Source organism: Paenibacillus macquariensis (assembly GCF_900156375.1).
Lineage (GTDB): Bacteria > Bacillota > Bacilli > Paenibacillales > Paenibacillaceae > Paenibacillus_AQ > Paenibacillus_AQ macquariensis.
In genome coordinates this window covers 89456-108350 of record NZ_FTNK01000001.1, presented here as the reverse complement: position 1 = coordinate 108350, position 18895 = coordinate 89456, and the positions used below count along the sequence as shown (strand labels likewise).

At 43.0% G+C, this 18895-nt stretch carries 8 protein-coding genes and 1 pseudogene; all 9 read left to right on the top strand.

Annotated features, from left to right (window positions below):
* Nucleotides 1-54 precede the first annotated feature (54 nt).
* The 9 genes and pseudogenes from BW961_RS00335 (at nt 55) to BW961_RS00300 (ending at nt 18893) form a co-directional block, all read left to right on the top strand.
* Nucleotides 55-4014: a family 20 glycosylhydrolase gene (locus BW961_RS00335; RefSeq protein WP_068590314.1), complete on the top strand. Its 3960-nt coding sequence runs from the start codon at nt 55-57 to the stop codon at nt 4012-4014.
* Nucleotides 4015-4115: 101 nt separating this feature from the next.
* Nucleotides 4116-4307 (top strand): hypothetical protein, encoded by a 192-nt coding sequence (locus tag BW961_RS00330; RefSeq protein ID WP_068590316.1) that lies wholly within the window; start codon nt 4116-4118, stop codon nt 4305-4307.
* Nucleotides 4295-4552, top strand: a pseudogene (locus tag BW961_RS31010) (cohesin domain-containing protein); the annotation flags it as partial. The gene BW961_RS00330 and the pseudogene BW961_RS31010, both read left to right, overlap by 13 nt.
* Nucleotides 4553-4630: 78 nt before the next feature.
* Nucleotides 4631-4819: a dockerin type I domain-containing protein gene (locus tag BW961_RS31005; RefSeq protein ID WP_244555845.1), complete on the top strand. Its 189-nt coding sequence runs from the start codon at nt 4631-4633 to the stop codon at nt 4817-4819.
* Nucleotides 4820-4919: 100 nt separating this feature from the next.
* On the top strand, nt 4920-9803 hold the full coding sequence (locus BW961_RS00320; RefSeq protein WP_076576632.1) for a discoidin domain-containing protein: 4884 nt from the start codon (nt 4920-4922) through the stop codon (nt 9801-9803).
* Between the two features lie 84 nt (nt 9804-9887).
* The gene (locus BW961_RS00315) at nt 9888-11294 is read left to right on the top strand and encodes a sialidase domain-containing protein (RefSeq protein WP_068590322.1); all 1407 of its coding nucleotides are present in this window, start codon (nt 9888-9890) and stop codon (nt 11292-11294) included.
* Nucleotides 11279-13090, top strand: a complete 1812-nt coding sequence (locus tag BW961_RS00310) for a GDSL-type esterase/lipase family protein (protein WP_068590324.1) — start codon at nt 11279-11281, stop codon at nt 13088-13090. Before BW961_RS00315 ends, BW961_RS00310 begins: the two co-directional genes overlap by 16 nt.
* 57 nt (nt 13091-13147) lie before the next feature.
* Complete coding sequence (locus BW961_RS00305; RefSeq protein WP_068590327.1) at nt 13148-15853, top strand: cohesin domain-containing protein; 2706 nt, start codon at nt 13148-13150, stop codon at nt 15851-15853.
* Nucleotides 15854-15869: 16 nt separating this feature from the next.
* Complete coding sequence (locus tag BW961_RS00300; protein ID WP_068590329.1) at nt 15870-18893, top strand: sialidase domain-containing protein; 3024 nt, start codon at nt 15870-15872, stop codon at nt 18891-18893.
* Nucleotides 18894-18895: the final 2 nt, after the last annotated feature.

The window sequence follows — 18895 nt, the reverse complement described above, 5'->3', positions numbered from 1 at the left end:
AGGTGCCTAGTTTTTCATTTAATCGCTGTTCATAAAAATCGAGGGGATGGAATTATGAAAAAATTGATTAGACTCATCAGTATTTTCGTTATTTTACTGTACGCAATTCCAATGCATTCAGCAGGGGCGGCGGAAGCAACTGTAAATGCCAAACCAAAGGTTATTCCGAGTCTGCAAGAGTGGACAGGTAGCAATGGTTCATTCGGGTTGACTTCTAGCTCTAGGATTGTTATTGCTGCGGATAATACGCTAGCATCGACTGCATCCGTTTTTCAAGCGGATCTGAAAGAGATGACAGGACGAGATATTCCGATCGTAAATGGAAGTTCTGCAGCCCAAGGAGATTTCCTACTTACGAAGAATCCAACAACTGAGGGCACGATTGGTGATGAAGGCTACTTTTTCGAAGTAGGGGATTATGTGAAGATACGCGCTAACACGTCTACTGGTGTGTTTTATGGCACAAGAACCGCTCTTCAAATTTTAGAGCAGGACCCTCTGAAGTCAAACATCGTTAAAGGGATCGCAAAGGATTCCCCTAAATATCAGGAGCGCGGATTTATGCTGGATGTAGCACGTAAGTTTATTCCTATGAGTGATCTCAAGGAATACGTAAAATTTATGTCTTACTATAAAATGAACGATTTCCAGATACATCTGTCTGACAATGAAATTTTCTCGGATAATAGCAGGGACAATTGGAGTAAATACGCTGCGTTTCGTCTGGAAAGCACAAAGTATCCAGAATTGACCGCAAAGGACGGACACTATACGAAACAAGAGTTTCGTGAACTTCAAGATATTGCAGGAGATCGAGGGTTGAACATTACGCCAGAATTCGAATCTCCAGCACATGCATTGCCTTTTACGAAAGTGAGACCGGATCTGGTGAAGGCTAATTTACCTGTAGATCACCTCGATATTTCGCGCCAAGAAACGAACGACTTTGTGAAGGATGTATGGAGCGAATATTTGGATGGTAATTGGTTCGATTCAGAAACGATTCATTTCGGTGCCGACGAATTTGATCGAAATGACAAAGCGAATTTCGATATTTATAGGCAATATCTGAATAAGATGAATGCGTTTTTTAAGAGTAAAGGTAAAAAGGCTCAAATGTGGGGCAGCTTAACGAATTTCCCTGGACCGACGGCAGTAGATACGGATATTGTCATCAACGCTTGGAATAATGGCTGGCAGAATCCAAAGGATGCAATCGCACAGGGTTATAAAATCATTAATACGGTTGATGGTTACCTCTACATCGTGCCTAAAGCTGGCTATTACTACGATTACTTGAATAAGAAATTTCTGTATGAGAACTGGACACCGGCTTATTTCGGTGGAAACAATAATTTGCAAGAAGGGGAACCGAACCTGCTAGGCGGAATGTTTGCAGTGTGGAACGATAAACTTGGCAAAAAAGTAAGTGCTGCTGATATCCATGACCGAGTTAAGGAGGCGATGCCAGTTCTAGCAGAAAAAATGTGGAGAGGACAATCAAGCGACTCTAAATTTGCTGAATTCGATAAACTTAGTAGTCTGCTTGGTGTAGGGCCTGGCGTCAACCTTTTCCATAAAGTCGACTCTGTAGGTGAGATTGTTGCTGACTTTCCTTTCGAAGAGGGGGTCTCTAATACGACAGCAGATCGATCTGGCAATGCCTATGATGGTACCTTGAATGGCGTGTCATGGACAGAAGCAGGAGTAGCTGGTAAAGCGGTCGTGTTCGACGGAAGTGCAGACCATATTACGACAGGCTTAAACACGAAGGGCTTCCCATGGACAGCCGCTGCTTGGGTGAAGTTAGATGAAGGCTCGAATTCAGATGAAGCTGTTCTTATGGAATCACAGTATGGTGCGCTTAAGCTGAAGCAAAAAGGTAGCAACAACGCAGGGTTCTCGCGGGAAGGCTTTGATTTCAACTTTAGTGCGGCTATTCCGACAGGACGCTGGGTACATGTTGCGTTCCAAGGGGATCTAACGGGTACCTCCTTATATGTAGATGGGGAACTGAAAAGTAAGTTAACCGAAACGACGCTACTTCCTTCTGCAATGATCGGAAGTGAGACGAAATCCTTCATAGGGACGTTGGATGAATTCAAGATCTATGATCGCATATTGACAGGTAAGGAGATTGCTATAGCCGCAGGTTCTCCGACTTGGACGGTCAATATTGCGGCTCATAAAGCTGCAACAGCTTCCTCTTTGGAAGTAAGTCAATTCTCAGCTAACTTAGCCTTTGATGAGGATGAATCTAAAACATCTCGTTGGTCTTCAGGTACTACGGACAATGAGTGGATCTATGTTGATCTGGGAAAAAGCTATGACATAAAAAAAGTCATTCTGAAGTGGGAAGCATCCTTTGCAACGGGTTATAAAATTCAAGTCTCGGACGATGCGCAAACTTGGCGTGATGTGTACTCGACGAGCTCAGGCATAGGTGGCGTAGAGGTCATAAGCTTCAAGGCTGTTGAAAATGCACAATACGTGCGTATGTTGGGAGTCAAACGCAGTGGAACTTACGGGTATTCCTTATATGAATTCGAGGTATATCCAGCTAATCCGAATGATGTAACCCCTGTGGAGCCTCCCGTAAGATTTTCGCGAAACTTCGAAGATAACTCGCTGAGTGGATGGGAACAAATTACAGGCGGAACTATTGGAAGTATGTCCATTGTGGATGGACCGGGGAATACAAGCCAGCATGCGATGCAATTGACAGCGAATGGCGTAGGCAACGTATTTGTAGATCAAAGTTCCCCGAGTATTAAAGATGGTGCAATTGAATTTAAATTAACACCGCAAAGCACGGGCATACGTGAAGGTATTATTTTTCGATATGCAGATAAGAATTCATGGGCCTCTGTTGGGTTCGATAATGGCTCTTGGTATTGGGTGAATGCGCAAGATACCTACGGCTTGCTGACGAATAACGCGGCAGCGGCGCTGCACAAAGATGTAACCTCGACGGTTAAAGTCATGTTTGAAGGCAGCAAAATTACGCTCATTGTGAATGGAACGACCTATTTTGAGGGTGCTTTATCAAATTTACCTACTGAAGCAGGCAAAATGGGAGCTAGAGTATTTGGTGCATCAGTGGCGGTCTTTGATGATATCCTGTACGCCAATAATGTTGATGAAATCAAAGTAACAGGCGTGAAGGTAGATAAGGGCACCATCAGTTTGCAAGAAGGAGAAACGACAGAGTTGGTTGCAACCGTATTGCCAGGAGCTGCAACGAACAAAGGAGTTTCATGGGCAAGCAGCGATGAATCGGTGGCTAAGGTTGAGCTAGTGAAGGGTAAGGCAGTTGTTACGGCTATTAAAGAAGGAAATGCCGACATTAAGGTCACTACCCAAGTTGGAGGTTTCACTGCAGTCAGTAAAATAACAGTTGTGCAAGCGACACCGAAATCGGTATCCACAACTTTAACTGCCCCAAGCACCGTTTCTTATGGGGAGGAATTTACGATTAACTATGGTCTTCAGAGTGTAGTTGGTTCTGTGTATGCACAGGACATTACCATTCAGTATAATGCAACCCTTATGGAGTTCGTATCAGCTGAGTCGTTGGTTGATGGTGTTGGTATTATCGAAACAAAGGAGAGCCCAGGATCACTCCGGTTAATCTTGGCTAGTCAAGGTGGAGAATACGGGATTAAAGATCAGGCAGTCATCGCGGCACTTACCTTTAAGGCGAAGCAATCAGAAATACCGGCGGTCGGCACAGTCACGGTTTCAAAAGCCTCCATTGGTGATGAAAACGGAAAAGAAGCGGATGTAGCTTCCTCCTCCGTTCAGATTGCATTCGAAACTGCACCTGTAGAAATGTCACCAGATATTAACGGCGATGGAAAGGTAAGCGTTGGCGATCTTGCCATAGTGGCTGCGAATTATGGTAAAACTTCTGCTGATTCGGATTGGAAGCAAGCGAAGCGTGCAGACGTGAACGGCGATGGCAAGATTGATATAACTGATCTAGCACTCATTGCTCACAAAATACTGGAGTAGTTAATAAGGCGTAAACGGTTGAAAAGACAAGATACATGATGTGTTGTGTTATTCATTATGTATTTTGTCTTTCAATAAACAACAAATTTGGAGGGATTATATTGAGAATAAACAAATTTTTAGCAGGTGTTACGCTAGCTTGTACGCTGATGCTAGGTACGATCGGTTTTCTTGGTTCAGACACAGTGCAGGCTGCTAATGTCGCTAGTGCGACACAACGACCACATTATCTGCACCAAGCAAGGTTGATTATGGGAAGAACTTTACAGTTGATGTCGGTCTTCAAAGTGTAACTAATGCTGTGTATGCGCAGGATTTCAAGATTCAATATGATGCAAATCTTATGGAGTTCGTGTCTGCTGCTTCGTTGATTGATGGTATAGCTATTTTAGAAGAAAAAGGAAGTCCTGGTTCGGTCCGTATAATAATGGCTAGTAAAGGTGCTGCGTATGGGATTACAAAAGAGGCTGTGATCGCAGCACTTACCTTTAAGGCGAAGCCATTAACAGTACCTGCTATCGGCACAATTAGTGTAGACGGCCTAATTGGCGATGGATATGGGATTGAAGCGAAAGCAACGTCATCTTCCGTTCAGATAGGATTCGAAATTGTACCTGTGGAATTGTCCCCAGATATCAATGGAGATGGCAAGGTAAGTATTGGCGATCTTGCCATTGTGGCAGCGAACTATGGTAAAACCTCTGCTGATTCAGATTGGGAGCAAGCGAAGCGAGCAGACGTGAACGGCGATGGCAAGATTGATGTAAAAGATCTAGCATTCATTGCTCAAAAAATACTGAAGTAGTTAAACCGGCGTTAAAAGTTGATAGAACAAGATACATGATGCGTTGTGCAATTCATTATGTATCTTGTTTTTCAATACACAACGAATTGGGGGAGTTTAATTGAAGACTTGTAAATTGTTTATAGGTGGCACTTTAGCTTTTATGCTGATGATATGCACGATTTATTTTATCAATACTGAGACAGCCGAGGCTGCTGCCGTTGGCACAATCTCTGATTTTAAAAAATCCGATGACCACACCTTTACGATTACCACGGGTAGCGATAAGGTGAAAGTCATTTTTAATAGGGATGATATGGTCCGTATTTGGCTAGGTGTCGGAGGTCAATTTACTAACTTAGCAGGAAAGACTTCGGCGCAACCTGCTGAGCCGATTGTGGTGAGTGATAACTTCGGACCCGTAGATGTATCCTGGTCGGATGAAGGTACTTATTACAAGATGGAGACCGGTAAATTTATATTGCGTGCTTACAAAAGCCCTATGAAGTTTGCCATGTACAAGAAGGATAATAAGACGGTTGTATGGGAAGAAGCAGCTAGCTTATCTTACAATGGCACAACAGCAACTCAGAAGCTTGTACGGGGTGAGGATGAATATTTTTATGGTGGTGGGATGCAGAATGGTTTCTTTAATCATCGTGATCGCAAACTTACGATCGGCACCAATTATGGCGACTGGGGTAGCGGTACGGTATCGAATCCTTCTCCTTTCTATATAAGTACTGCTGGCTATGGGGTACTTCGTAATACATTTCAGAATGGAACTTATGATTTCGACAGTACTGTCAATTTAACTCACAATGAGAATCGATTTGATGCGTATTATTTCTATGGTGAAACGATGAAGGACATTCTGAACGGATACACGGATCTTACAGGGAAACCAACATTAATCCCTAGATGGGGTATGGGACTTGGCGATGCGAACTGCTATAACAAAGCGCCTAGTACAACAACGGACGTGATCGATCTCATTGGTAAAGCGTATCGTGATCATGATATGCCGGGATCATGGATTTTACCGAATGACGGTTATGGATGTGGCTATACAAATTTAGGTAAAACAGTTGATGGTCTAGGGAAATTAGGGTTTAAGACGGGGTTATGGACTCAGAATGGTGTTGAACATATTGCCCAAGAGGTTGGCGTTGATGGTACTAGGCTTGCCAAGCTAGATGTAGCCTGGGTAGGACCAGGATATGATTTCGCTTTAAATGGTAGCAAGCAAGCCTATCAAGGTATTGAGAATAACTCGGATAGTAGAGGTTATGTCTGGTCAGTTGGAGGTTGGGCAGGTACGCAGCGGTATTCCGCCGTATGGTCAGGGGATCAGTCGGGAAATTGGGAGTATATACGATTCCATATTCCTTCGATGATCGGTGCGGGGCTTTCAGGAATGCCTTATTCGACAGGTGATATTGACGGAATATTTGGTGGAAGCGCCAAAACATATGTACGTGATCTACAGTGGAAGGCATTTACCCCAATCCTGATGAGTATCTCCGGTTGGGCTGCAAAGGATAAACAGCCTTGGGTATGGGGGGATCCATATACTAGCTATAATCGGGATATTTTGAAATTAAGACAACAATTGACCCCATATTTCTACACATATTTGAATGAAACCAACAAAACAGGGGCGCCTCTAGTTAGAGGCATGATTTATGAATATCCGAATGATCCGAATTCCAAAGGGACATTAACACAATATCAATTTATGTCTGGTGAATCTTTCCTAGTAGCACCTGTATATATCGATAGCACAACAAGAAACGGGATATATCTGCCTAAAGGAAAATGGACCGATTACTGGACAGGTAAAGAACATTACGGCTCAAAAATGCTAGATGAATATGATGCTCCGCTAGGTCGTCTTCCACTGCTTGTCAAAGCAGGTGCGATCATACCGATGTATCCAGAATCGCTATATGACGGAGAAGTACCACCTAATCCGATAACGTATGATATTTATCCTTATAAGACATCAAGCTTCACGATGTATGAAGATGATGGGGTGACGAAGGAACACCGAGATGGCAAGTATGCCGAGACCTTGATTAAGGCGATCGCACCGGAACAAGGAACAGGTGATCTGATTGTTCAAGTAGGCGCAAGCGTAGGTAATTACAAAGGCAAGCTGGAATCGCGCACGAATCAGTTTATGATTCACATGCCAAATAAGCCTTCATCCGTTTCCGTGGATGCGTCTGCTTATCCAGAACTTGCAACGAAGGCAGCATGGGACAAAGCAGTTAGCGGATGGTACTACGATGCGGCAGATAAGGGAGGCATTGTATATGTGAAGACACCAGATCTGTCGGCTAATAAAGGGTTTGAATTAACAGTATCTGGATTTACCGCAGATACGACACCTCTTCTTGATGCAACACAGATTGAATTACCTGAGCAGGATACGGATCCAAGCCGGATTCCGCAAGAAGATATGGTTGCAACAGTTACGAATGCGGATTCGACAACGCCAATAGCTAATGTACTGGATCGCAACTTTGAAACCATTTGGAGTACTTCATTAAATGGAAGTGCTGCTCTTCCTCAATCAGTTACATTAAATCTGGGGATCAAACAATATGTGAATAAACTTAAATACTTACCGCGACAGTACGGTGGCACGAATGGGAACATCACCGGATATAACGTTTATGTCAGCTTGGACGGCATCAAGTACACTTTAGTGACTAATGGGCAGTGGAATGCAGATAAGTCGGAGAAAACGGCCTCATTCGACACCGTTGAAGCAGCATTTATAAGATTGGAAGCGACGGAAGGTGAAGGTGGATTTGCTTCTGCAGCAGAGGTGAACATCTATCGTGATCTATCGAGACCAGCACCAATGCCAATTCCAAAAAGCGAGATGAAAGCAACTGCTGTTAGTGCTCAGCAGGGTAGTGAGGCCTCTAAAGCGATTGACGGAGATCTAAATTCCGTGTGGCATACCAAATGGGATGGATCTGATAAATTGCCGCAATCGATAATCGTTAATCTCGGAAGTGTTCATAAGATTAATCAATTCAGATATGCTCCGCGCACGGATGCGGGCAATGGGACAATTACCTCTTACAACCTATATGTAAGTACAGACGGTAAAACCTATACGAACGTATCCAGTGGAACGTGGATTAGAAACAACATGAAGAAGTACATCGTATTTGATGCCGTTTCGGCCCAATACGTCAAGCTGGAAGCAGTGGTTGGACTTGGCGGCTTCGCGTCAGCTTCGGAGCTGGATGTGTATGATGCTCCAAAGGCACTTCCAGAAATGCAGCTAATAACAGAGGGTAAACCTGCTACTTCAGATAGTGAAGAACCGGCGCACCCGGCCACTGCAGGGAATGACGGAAATCTGGATACACGTTGGTCAGCAGCTGATGCGAATCCAAATCATGTCTGGACCGTTGATTTAGGCAGCATGTATTCGATTCAGTCTTCCGAAATTTCATTTGAACACATTGATAAATTGTACAAATATAAAATCGAAGTTCAGGAAGCGGGCAGTTCGAATTGGATTACAGTTGTAGACCGCACAAACAATTCGGAAATCGGAGCTGTTCTAAAGAATAACTTCGGTAGCCGTGGTAAATACGCAAGAATTACGGTAACTGGACTTCCGAATACGGATACTAAAGCCAGCATACGTGAAGTTAAATTATTCGGTATTCCCTTAAATGAGGTTGTGAAGCCAACTGGCGTCACATTGAATCACCCGACTCTTACACTCAAAGTGTTGGATCAGCCGACTGCCCTGATTGCAACGGTGGTGCCTGAGAATGCAACGGACAAATCTCTAACTTGGAAGAGTAGCAATCCTGCCGTTGCTTCCGTGGATAACAAAGGTTTGGTTACACCGAAGGGACAGGGAACGGCAACCATTACGGTGACGACAGTAATTGGTGAATTTACGGCAATTAGTGAAGTAACTGTATCGGAACAAACAAATATCGTGGAAATTCCGCAAAGCCAGATGAGTGCTTCGGCAACAAGCTCGCAAACGGGAAGTAACGATCCAGGGTTTGCACTTGACGGCGATCCAGAGACGCATTGGCATACGAAATGGTTCAACGTCGACCCACTTCCGCAGTCAATCACTGTCAATCTGGGTGGGACGTACGAAATTAGTAAGCTTGGTTATTTACCACGACCAGATGCGGGCAACGGAACGATCGCCCAATACAACGTGTACACAAGCGTCGATGGCTTGACTTTTACAAAGGTGACGAGCGGTTCATGGGCCCAGAATAAACTGCTGAAAGAAGCTAATTTTGCACCGATTAATGCGGCCTATATCAAGCTAGAAGCGACCGTGGGTTTAGGTGATTTTGCTTCTGCAGCCGAGATTACTGTATTTCATGTAAAGCAAGCAGTCTCCTCACCTCAGGTTCAATTGACAGCCAAGAGTAGTGTGATGACAGGAGAAGATTTCGTTGTAGGTTTTGGTATTACCAATATGTCACACAATGTATTCGCTCAAGACATCATCATTAACTTTGATTCAACTATTATGGACTTTGTGTCTGCTCGATCGTTGATCGATGGGGTAAATCTGATTGATACTAAAATAGTATCACCTGGCAAATTGCGGTTGATCTTGGCAAGCGAAGGTGCAGGTAAAGCTGTGACAGGCGACGCGCAAATTGTAGAGCTTAGTTTTAAGGCGAAGGTACTTTCTGCGCCAGCTACAGGAAAGATTGAAGCTCCAACTGTGACGATTGCCGATGAGAATGGCGTGGAATCAGAAGCTACACCATTATCAATCAACATTGAAGTGACAGCTGAAGAACAAGGAATTCAAGGTGATATCAATGGTGACGGTAAAGTCAGCATCGGTGACCTGGCTATGATTGCTGTTAATTATGGCAAAGATTCGACTAGTTCAGATTGGGCGAAAATCAAACGTATGGATCTCGATGGTAACGGCACAATCGATATTGCAGACTTATCCCGTGTGGCTAAAAAAATCATCGAGTAAGTTAGATAAGGGAACAGTTGAGAGAATCGACATACCTTCTGTGAAGGAAGGTATGTCCTCTCTATAATAAAGGAGATGAGCAGGTTGAGAAGAATATGGTGTGGATTTATTGCTCTTGTATTACTTCTTGTTATGTTTCCCACTACAATTTTGGCAAATGAAACAGTATTACAGGAATCCGATCCAAACTTGGTATTCAGGGTTGAAAATCAAACGATCAATACGAATTACTACACGAATCTTAATGCTAATATAGATGCGCTCAAAGTATTGGATGAGGGCACAATCATTGTGAAATTCAGGTACACAGGTACCTCAATCATGTCCCTTTTTTCATTGAGTAATAACACCTTGGCAAATGGACATTTTCATCTTTATATTACTCCATCGGTCATTGGAAGTGAGAATCGTTATGAAGAGCCCGGAAAGAGTAGTTCAAATATAAATGTTAAATCAGGCGCAATTGTTTTAACACCGAATGATGTTCATACCGTGGCTATGGTTATGGATAAAGCAAAAGGCTACAAATATTTTCTGGATGGGGCTTTGATTAAAGAGGATACAACGTCCGCAAGGAAATTTCTAAACAATATTTATGCCCCGAACACTGCTGAATTGGGACGCACGGATAGGCTGGTCGGATCTAACGAATACCCATTTACTGGTGTAATCGACTTTGCTGAAGAGTATCGCACACCATTAACGGATAAAGTCTTAATTGAACGCACAGCGGTCCCGCAGGCGAATGCTGATTTGAATAACGTGAAGAAGTCTCTTTTAAGTACAACTGAATCATCAAATTTCATATTTACCGGTGATGATATTACATTTGCAGCAGGACAGGCGAAAGGCTACAGAAATTTCATGCAGCATTTCGAAGAAAGAATCAGATGGGAAATGGCGAGTGGAGTCGTACAACGTAATAATTTTGTATTTAATACGGGAATGAAAGGGATGACTTCGTCGGAACTTCTTGTTGATTTCAATAGGCTTGTGAAGGATCTACATCCGAAGACAGTATTTGTCATGCTGGGTACGGCGGATGCTAAGAAAGGTACTCCTATCATTGATTTCAAAGCGAATGTAAAGGCAATTGCGGATCAGATTAGAGCGGACGGAGCGATACCTGTATTCCAAACACCGGTATTTCCGACAGATACAGCCTATGCGACAGAATTAACGCCTTATGTCGAGGCTTTGAAAGCGGTTACTAATCAGGAGAGTCTCCTCCTTGTGAATCATTTTGACACATGGAAAGCTTACTCTGACTTAGTGTCATTAATCGGTAATGATGGCAAACTGCCCAATGAGCTTGGACACCTAAGGATTGCGAAAGAACTGATGACGTACTTTGGTATAGGTGGAAGCGGAAGTACATGGAATATTAACGGCTTTACAGATATAAAGGAGTCTGCTCAAGAACATATCAATCAAGACATCGATTTACGCGAACAGGTAACGCTATTTCAGTCCATTTGGCTAATACATTAATCGGTGTGCCGAATATTGAAAAGGCAGTTATTACATTAAAGTCCGAAGACGGGGAATACACCACAGAGACCGCAAATCTAACAGGTACGGTGAATATGGGGAGTGTCATCAGTAGCAAACCATATACATTAACTGTTAAAGCAAAGGTATCCAATCAAGATAAATATGTAAATGTGGATCCGGATTATATCAACTCGAAGCAGCCTGAGCAACCTGCTATTCCAGCGGAACTTGCAGCATTAATAGCTGGTAATAAACCTGTAACATGGCTATTTAACGGGGACAGTATTACGCATGGAGCGCTACATACAAAAGGATATAAGTCATTTCCAGAACTATTTGGAGAGCGGTTGAGGGGCGAGATGTCTGCAACCAATCCTACGAGAGCGAAGAATTTGGTACTAAATACAGGTGTCTCAAGTATGACCACTCGAGACTTAATGGCCAACTTTGACAAATGGATTACGGCGAATAACCCAGATGTCGTGTTCCTTGCTTTTGGTATGAATGATAGTAGTAACAAAATGGTACCGCTAAGTGAATATGAATCGAATCTTAGGACAGCAATAGATCGGGTAAGAGGTATTGGCGCGATCCCTATTCTAGAAACAATCAATACGATAAAACCAGCAGATGCTGGGCGAGCAGCAAACCTGCCTGAGTATGTGGGTGTGATTAGGAAAATTGCTCAGGAGAAGCAATTACTTTTAGTGGATCACTATAAGTATTGGACGGAAGCTGAGAAAGAACAAAGTCATATTAAGAGTATTTGGTTGAGTGACAATATCCATCCCAACTATATTGGCTCCACTCAAATGGTAGCTGCGATATTTGAGACACTCGGAATCTATGATTCCAATAGCTATATCGCAAATCTTAGATATGTTGTACCGCCGACAATCGGGACATTAAATATGTCACCGGTTATAGGAATTGATAAAACAACACTATCAATAGAGTTAGCACCGATAGTAGCCGCTGCAGGCGGGATGACCGCGGTGGAATATGTTGAATCCTCCATAACGTTAGGTGATCATGAGCAAATGATCTCGAATTCACGCGATCCAGTTGGAGCTATCCAGTTCGAAGGGCTTGGAATGGATTCGACGTATACGGTTAAGACGAAAGTCAAGGTGAAGGGCGAGAACAAGTTACTAACTTTGAATGATGTGGTTGTTAGCACGGCTGTTCTGGATATTCCTATGACAACATTGACAGGCAATCCGGATACTGTTTCGCCAGGTCAGTCCTTAAATGTTAAATACGGAGTTGCTGGTGTAAAGAGTGTGTATGCACAAGACATAACGATTAACTATGATCACAGTGTGATGGAATATGTGCCTAATTCGATTAAGTCGATTAAAGAAGGCATCATCATCTTGAATGAGCCGAAATTAGATGCCAATGGAAAACTGAGGGTGATTATTGCTAGTACAGGTGCCCAATATCCAATAACCGGTGAGGCGGAAATTTTGGAGCTTACTTTTAAAGCAAAGAACGGTAGTCTTGCTAATACAACGATCCTCCAAGTTTCGGAAGCAGTCCTAAGTAACGATCAGGGGGAAGAAGTGAGCACGGATCCAACTTCCCTGACTATAGCAATTAAGGCTGTAGCAACAAGCGATATCAATGGTGACGGTAAAGTCAGCATTGGTGACCTAGCTATGATTGCTGCTAATTACGGCAAAGATTCCACAAGTCCAGATTGGAATAAAATCAAACATATGGATCTCGATGGTAGTGGTTCAATCGATATAGCGGACTTGTCTATTGTGGCTAAAAAAGTAATTGAATAAGTGAATAAGGTGATGGCGTGAGTTAAGTGAAAAAAATATTGATGGAGGTAATCGAATATGACTTTTATGTGGAAAAATAAGATATTTGCAATGTTCTTAATTACTGTATTATTTATAACCCTATGCTTTACGGGTATTGGTTCGCAAAAGGCTTATGCATCGCATCAAGCAGATGATACCTTGGGGGCAACACCACCAATGGGTTACAGTACATGGAATGCCGTTCGATTTAATGTTAGTGATGCGTTAATTCGTAAAGTGGCGGATAGCATGGTTAGTACCGGATTGCGTGACTTGGGATATCTCTATGTCAATATCGACGATGGTTGGCAAGGTGGTCGAGATGCAAAGGGGAAGATGTACGCCGATTCAACTAGATTCCCTAATGGGATGAAGGCTCTTGCTGATTATGTGCACAGCAAAGGGTTGAAGATCGGTATTTATACAGATATCGGAAGAGTAGGTTGTGGAGGAAGAGTGGGTAGCTATGGCTATTATCAGCAAGATGTGAATCAATTTGCCGAATGGGGATTTGATTACATCAAAGTGGATGCATGCGGAGCTGATTCAATGGGTCTAGATTTCAAGACTCAATATAAGGAATTTAGTGATGCACTAAAGAATGCAAATCCTGCTAGGGATATTCTATTTAACATTTGTGAGTGGGGAAAACAACAGCCATGGAAATGGGCTCCAGAGATCGGTAATACATGGCGTACTGGCTATGATATCGATAATCAGGGGGATTACTGGAAGGGTGTACTCTATGAAGTTGATCAGACCGTTCCTCATGCTGATGTAGCGGGACCAGGACATTTTAATGATCCAGATAGCTTAGAAGTAGGCGTAGTCTCTGATAAAAATGGAATAAAAGGCTTGAATTACGACGAATCGGTTGCCAATTTCAGTATGTGGGCTGTGTTAGCTGCTCCCTTAATGCTTGGGCTCGATGTAACACAACTAGATACTCCGAACTCATATAGCAGCGGGTTCGCTGATATTGTCAAGAATGCTGAGGTCATAGCTGTAGACCAAGATCCTGCCGGCATCCAAGGTAAGAAAGTAGATGAATCGACGAGTGGTCTACAGGTATACTCCAAACCTTTAGGAAGCAGTACAAGTGGAGAACGTGCTGTTGTTCTACTTAATCGTTCGAATGCTCCAGCGCGAATGACTGTGACTTCTGAACAGATTGGGTTGCTGAACACAATTAAGGTGCGTGATTTATGGAGACACGAGGATATGGGAACACACGCTTATAGCTATTCCGCAACCGTACCTGCACACGGAAGCGTAATGTTGAAAATAAAGGGAACCTACAATCCTGAAATACCAGCAGAAATACCGACTGTTGCATATGAAGCTGAAGCAAGCACAAATACACTAAGCGGAACGGCTAAACTGCGTTCTGTGCCAGAAGCATCAGGTGGTTCTGTCGTTGGTTACGTAGGTAATGGAATCGCTAATGCACTCCAATTCAACAATATTTCAGCACCATCAACAGGCTCTTATCAGTTATCTATTAACTATATTAGCGGAGATGCTAGAAATACAGAATTAGATGTGAATGGCATCCATTTCACTAACTTAAGCTTATCCTCCTCGGGAGGATGGAGCAGTGTTCGTACAAGTATGATTAACGTGGACCTCAATAAGGGAATGAATACGTTGAAGTTCAGCAATAGTGGAGTGAACGCTTTCTCACCTGATTTTGACAAGATTGAAATCTCTGCAATACCAATTGCGAAGGAGATTGCACAGGGGAAGCCAGCAGTAGCAGATAATGAGGATGCAGCCTTCCCTGCCTCGAATGGCAATGACGGGAATATCTCTACTAAATGGTCTGCCTCAGATACAGGCATTGGTCACACTTGGACTGTTGATTTGGGGAACAAACATCTAATGAAATCTTCATCAGTTTCTTTCGAGAATAGCAATAAGGTGTACCAATACAAAATTGAAGTGAAAGATACAGGTAGCGAGAACTGGACGACTGCCGTAGATCGCACGAATAATACGGAAGCTGGAGCGGTATTGAAGGATAGCCTCAATAGCGTTGGCCGCTATGCAAGAATTACTGTAACCGGACTTCCTAACGCAACCAAAGCTAGTATCTGGGACTTCAAATTATTTGGAGAATCGTTAGATGAGGATATGGAAGAGGATAATGCGACGCAGTTAATTGGAGCAGATAAGGTGTCGGCAGGAGAAGAATTCGATGTTCGTCTTGCATTAAGCCATCTGACTAAGGATGCATATGCGCAAGATATAACATTAAGCTATGACGCCAACGTGATGGATTTTATTACAGCAGGGTCGTTGGTTAATGGAGTGGAAATCATAGACTCCACAACTCAAACACTAGGGAAGGTTCGTTTGATTCTGGCTAGTACGGGTACCGATCACGCAGTCACTGGTGATGTACAACTTCTGAAGCTTAACTTTAAGGCGAAGATGCTTACAGATACGGCTACAGGAAAGATTGAAGTTACAAGTGGTGTGCTTGCCGATGAGAATGGCGTGGAAATAGAAGCAACACCTTCATCAATAAGTATTGAAGTGACAGCTAAAGACCAAGGAATTCAAGTTGATATCAATGGTGACGGTAAGATCAGCATTGGCGATCTTGCAATTGTGGCAGCAAACTATGGCAAAGATTCCACAAGTCCAGATTGGAATAAAATCAAGCATATGGATCTCGATGGTAGTGGCACAATTGATATTGCAGACTTATCCCGTGTGGCTAAGAAAATCATTGAATAAAAAAGGAGAGATTTCGTTGAGGAAAATAACGTCATTATTTCTAGCTATTATTATGTTCATTATCATGTTTCCAACGACAACGAATGCAAATCAGAACGTGCAGACTGCATCTGACCCGAGCTTGGTGTTTAGAGTTGATAATCAACAAATTCACAACAATAACTATACGAATCTTAACGATAAACTGGATGCGTTAAAAGCATTAAATGAAGGGACGATTATCGCTAGATTCCGGTATACCGGAACTTCAATCATGTCTTTATTCTCTCTTAGCAATAATACTGTGGCTAATGGACATTTCCACCTTTACATTAGCCCATCAGCTATCGGCAGCGAGAACCGTTATGAGAAGGCTGGGGAGACAAATGTCAATACACATGTTAAAACCGACATCACGGTAAAGGAGAATGAAGTTCATACTCTTGCGATGGTTGTAGACCAATCTCAAGGCTATAAATATTTCCTTGATGGAAAATTGATTAAAACAGATACAACATCTGCAAGAAAATTTCTAAGTAGTATTTATTCTCCTAACACTGCTGAGCTAGGACGTACCGATAGATCGTCCGGAAATGAATACTTATTTAATGGTGATATCGACTTTGCTGAAGTATATGGTCGTCCACTAGCAGATCAGGATCTCATCTCCATTACTGGAGTTACTCAAAAGCAGCCGATTCAAAATCCATTACCGGAAGGTGCCAAGATTACTGAGCCTACTTCGGTCTTCTATCCTGGTCTATATGGATCCAATGCTTACCGTATTCCTGCGTTGTTGTACACAGAAGCAGGGACGTTAATAGCAGGTATAGATAAGCGTATTAATCATGGCGGAGATTCCCCAGCCAATATCGATATGATGGTAAGAAGAAGCTTGGATCAGGGAAAGACGTGGGAGACGAATGGTGTTCTCATTAATAACTATCCAGGTAACGCATCGAATATTGACCAATCATTATTGGAAGATCGGGAGACAAATAGAATTTTCTCTTTAGTACTAGGGTTTCCAGATGGAGGAGGGTTCCCAACTTCGGTTAAAGGCAGCGGGTTCAAAACAGTCAATGGGCAGAGATATATGGTTCTTCTGGATGCAAATAAAAAAGAGTACACGATCAGAGAGAATGGCGAAGTGTATGACGATTTAAACGTAAAAACAACGTACAAGGTGGATAAATTAAGAAACCTGTTTAACAGCAACGTACAGATCAGTAATGTTTTCCTTAGTAATTCACCTTTGAAGCCACGTATGACTTCTTATCTTGAGCTGTGGCACAGCGATGATGAAGGGTTAACTTGGGAGGGGCCAACAGATTTGAATGGACTTCTCAAAGAAGAGTGGATGGCCTTTCTAGGTGCAGGTCCGGGTACGGGGATACAGATGACTCAGGGGTCTCATGCTGGAAGACTTGTGTATCCTGTATATTTCACTAATGAGAATGGCTCACAGAATAGTGCTGTCATCTATAGTGATGACCATGGCGCTACCTGGCATCGTGGCGAATCACCAAATGAAGGACGTATTGTGAACGGTGTGACCATGAATGAAAGAACATCTACAGGCAATGAGCTTACGGAATCACAGGTATTGGAAATGCCGGATGGTCAGCTCAAGCTATTCATGAGAAATTATTCGGGCTATGCCCAAATCGCTACAAGCTTCGATGGTGGGGAAACGTGGGATTCGGAAGTAGTAACCGAGAAAGGATTGATTGCGGCATACTGTCAGATGACGGCGATTCGGTACAACGGACAGATCGATGGTAAAGAAGCAGTCATATTCGCAAGCCCTGGAAACTCTTCAAGCAGAATAAACGGAACGGTTAAAGTAGGTCTGATCCAAGAAAATGGAACTTACTCGAATGGTAGAACGAAATACACATTTGATTGGAAATACTCGCAATTGGTCAAAGAAGGTACTTATGCATACTCAAGTCTATCTAATCTATCCAATGGAGACGTAGGTCTATTCTATGAAGGCACCGGAAGTGCTGAGATGAGCTTCATTAAATTTAATACTGAGTATCTCAAATGGCAGCGTCAAACTGACAGTTCTGTACCACACCTAGTCTCGATCGCGTTGACTGATTCAAAGCCGGATGGATATAAAGTGAATGATAAGTTACGGATCAAAACGGTATTCGACAGCTACATGATGTTAACCGGTGATAGAAGTTTGAAAGGTACAATTGGCACTAAAGAAGTTGACTTCCAATTGGTTAGCCAAAATGCTTCTGGTACGGAGTTCATCTTTGAGACGGTATTCCCGGAGATAGCTTCAGGCTCATACCCTTTAGATGTAGCATTTAGCGCAAACCTTAAAGCTTATGGAGTCTCTGGGAACGAGTTCACAACACAAGCGGAAGCAAACAAGCTTCATACAAAAGTAGTATCGGGAACGACGGCAGTGCAAGGTGCTGCAACAAGCTTAAAAGGAGCAAGCCAAGTTGCTTCTGGGCAAGCATTTGATATCCAATTAGGATTACGTAATGTGACACAGAGTGTATATGCACAGGATATCACTGTCACTTACGATCAGGCTGTCGCTGATTTTGTCACAGCTAATTCATTAATCGATGGAGTCAACCTGATTGAAACGGTGACGAAAGTGCCGGGCACCCTTCGTTTCCTTATTGCAAGCGAAGGAAGCGGTCATGCTGTAACGGGAGATGTGGATGTACTTGGGCTTAGTTTTAAGGCGAAGGAAGTAACCGAACCACTTACGGGAACAATCAAAGTTTCGATTGCCAAATTCGGCGATGAGAATGGAATAGAAACAGAAGCAGCTCCGTCGTCCCTTAGTGTTGAAGTAACACCGGGTACAGTGGGCATTCCAGGTGACATCAACAATGACGGTAAAGTTAGTATCGGAGATCTAGCTATTGTAGCAGCGAATTATGGGAAAGATTCGACAAGTTCAGATTGGATGAAGATCAAGCATATGGATATTGATGCAAATGGCATCATTGATATTGTTGACTTGTCCTTTGTCGCCAAAAAAATAATGGAACCCGCTACAACTGGGTCTAACGCGAAGGAATAGCG

Bases quoted from the DNA above. Each gene is read 5' to 3' on its own strand.
- BW961_RS00335 (WP_068590314.1), top strand. From the start codon at position 55: ATGAAAAAATTGATTAGACTCATCAGTATTTTCGTTATTTTACTGTAC.
- BW961_RS00305 (WP_068590327.1), top strand. From the start codon at position 13,148: ATGACTTTTATGTGGAAAAATAAGATATTTGCAATGTTCTTAATTACT.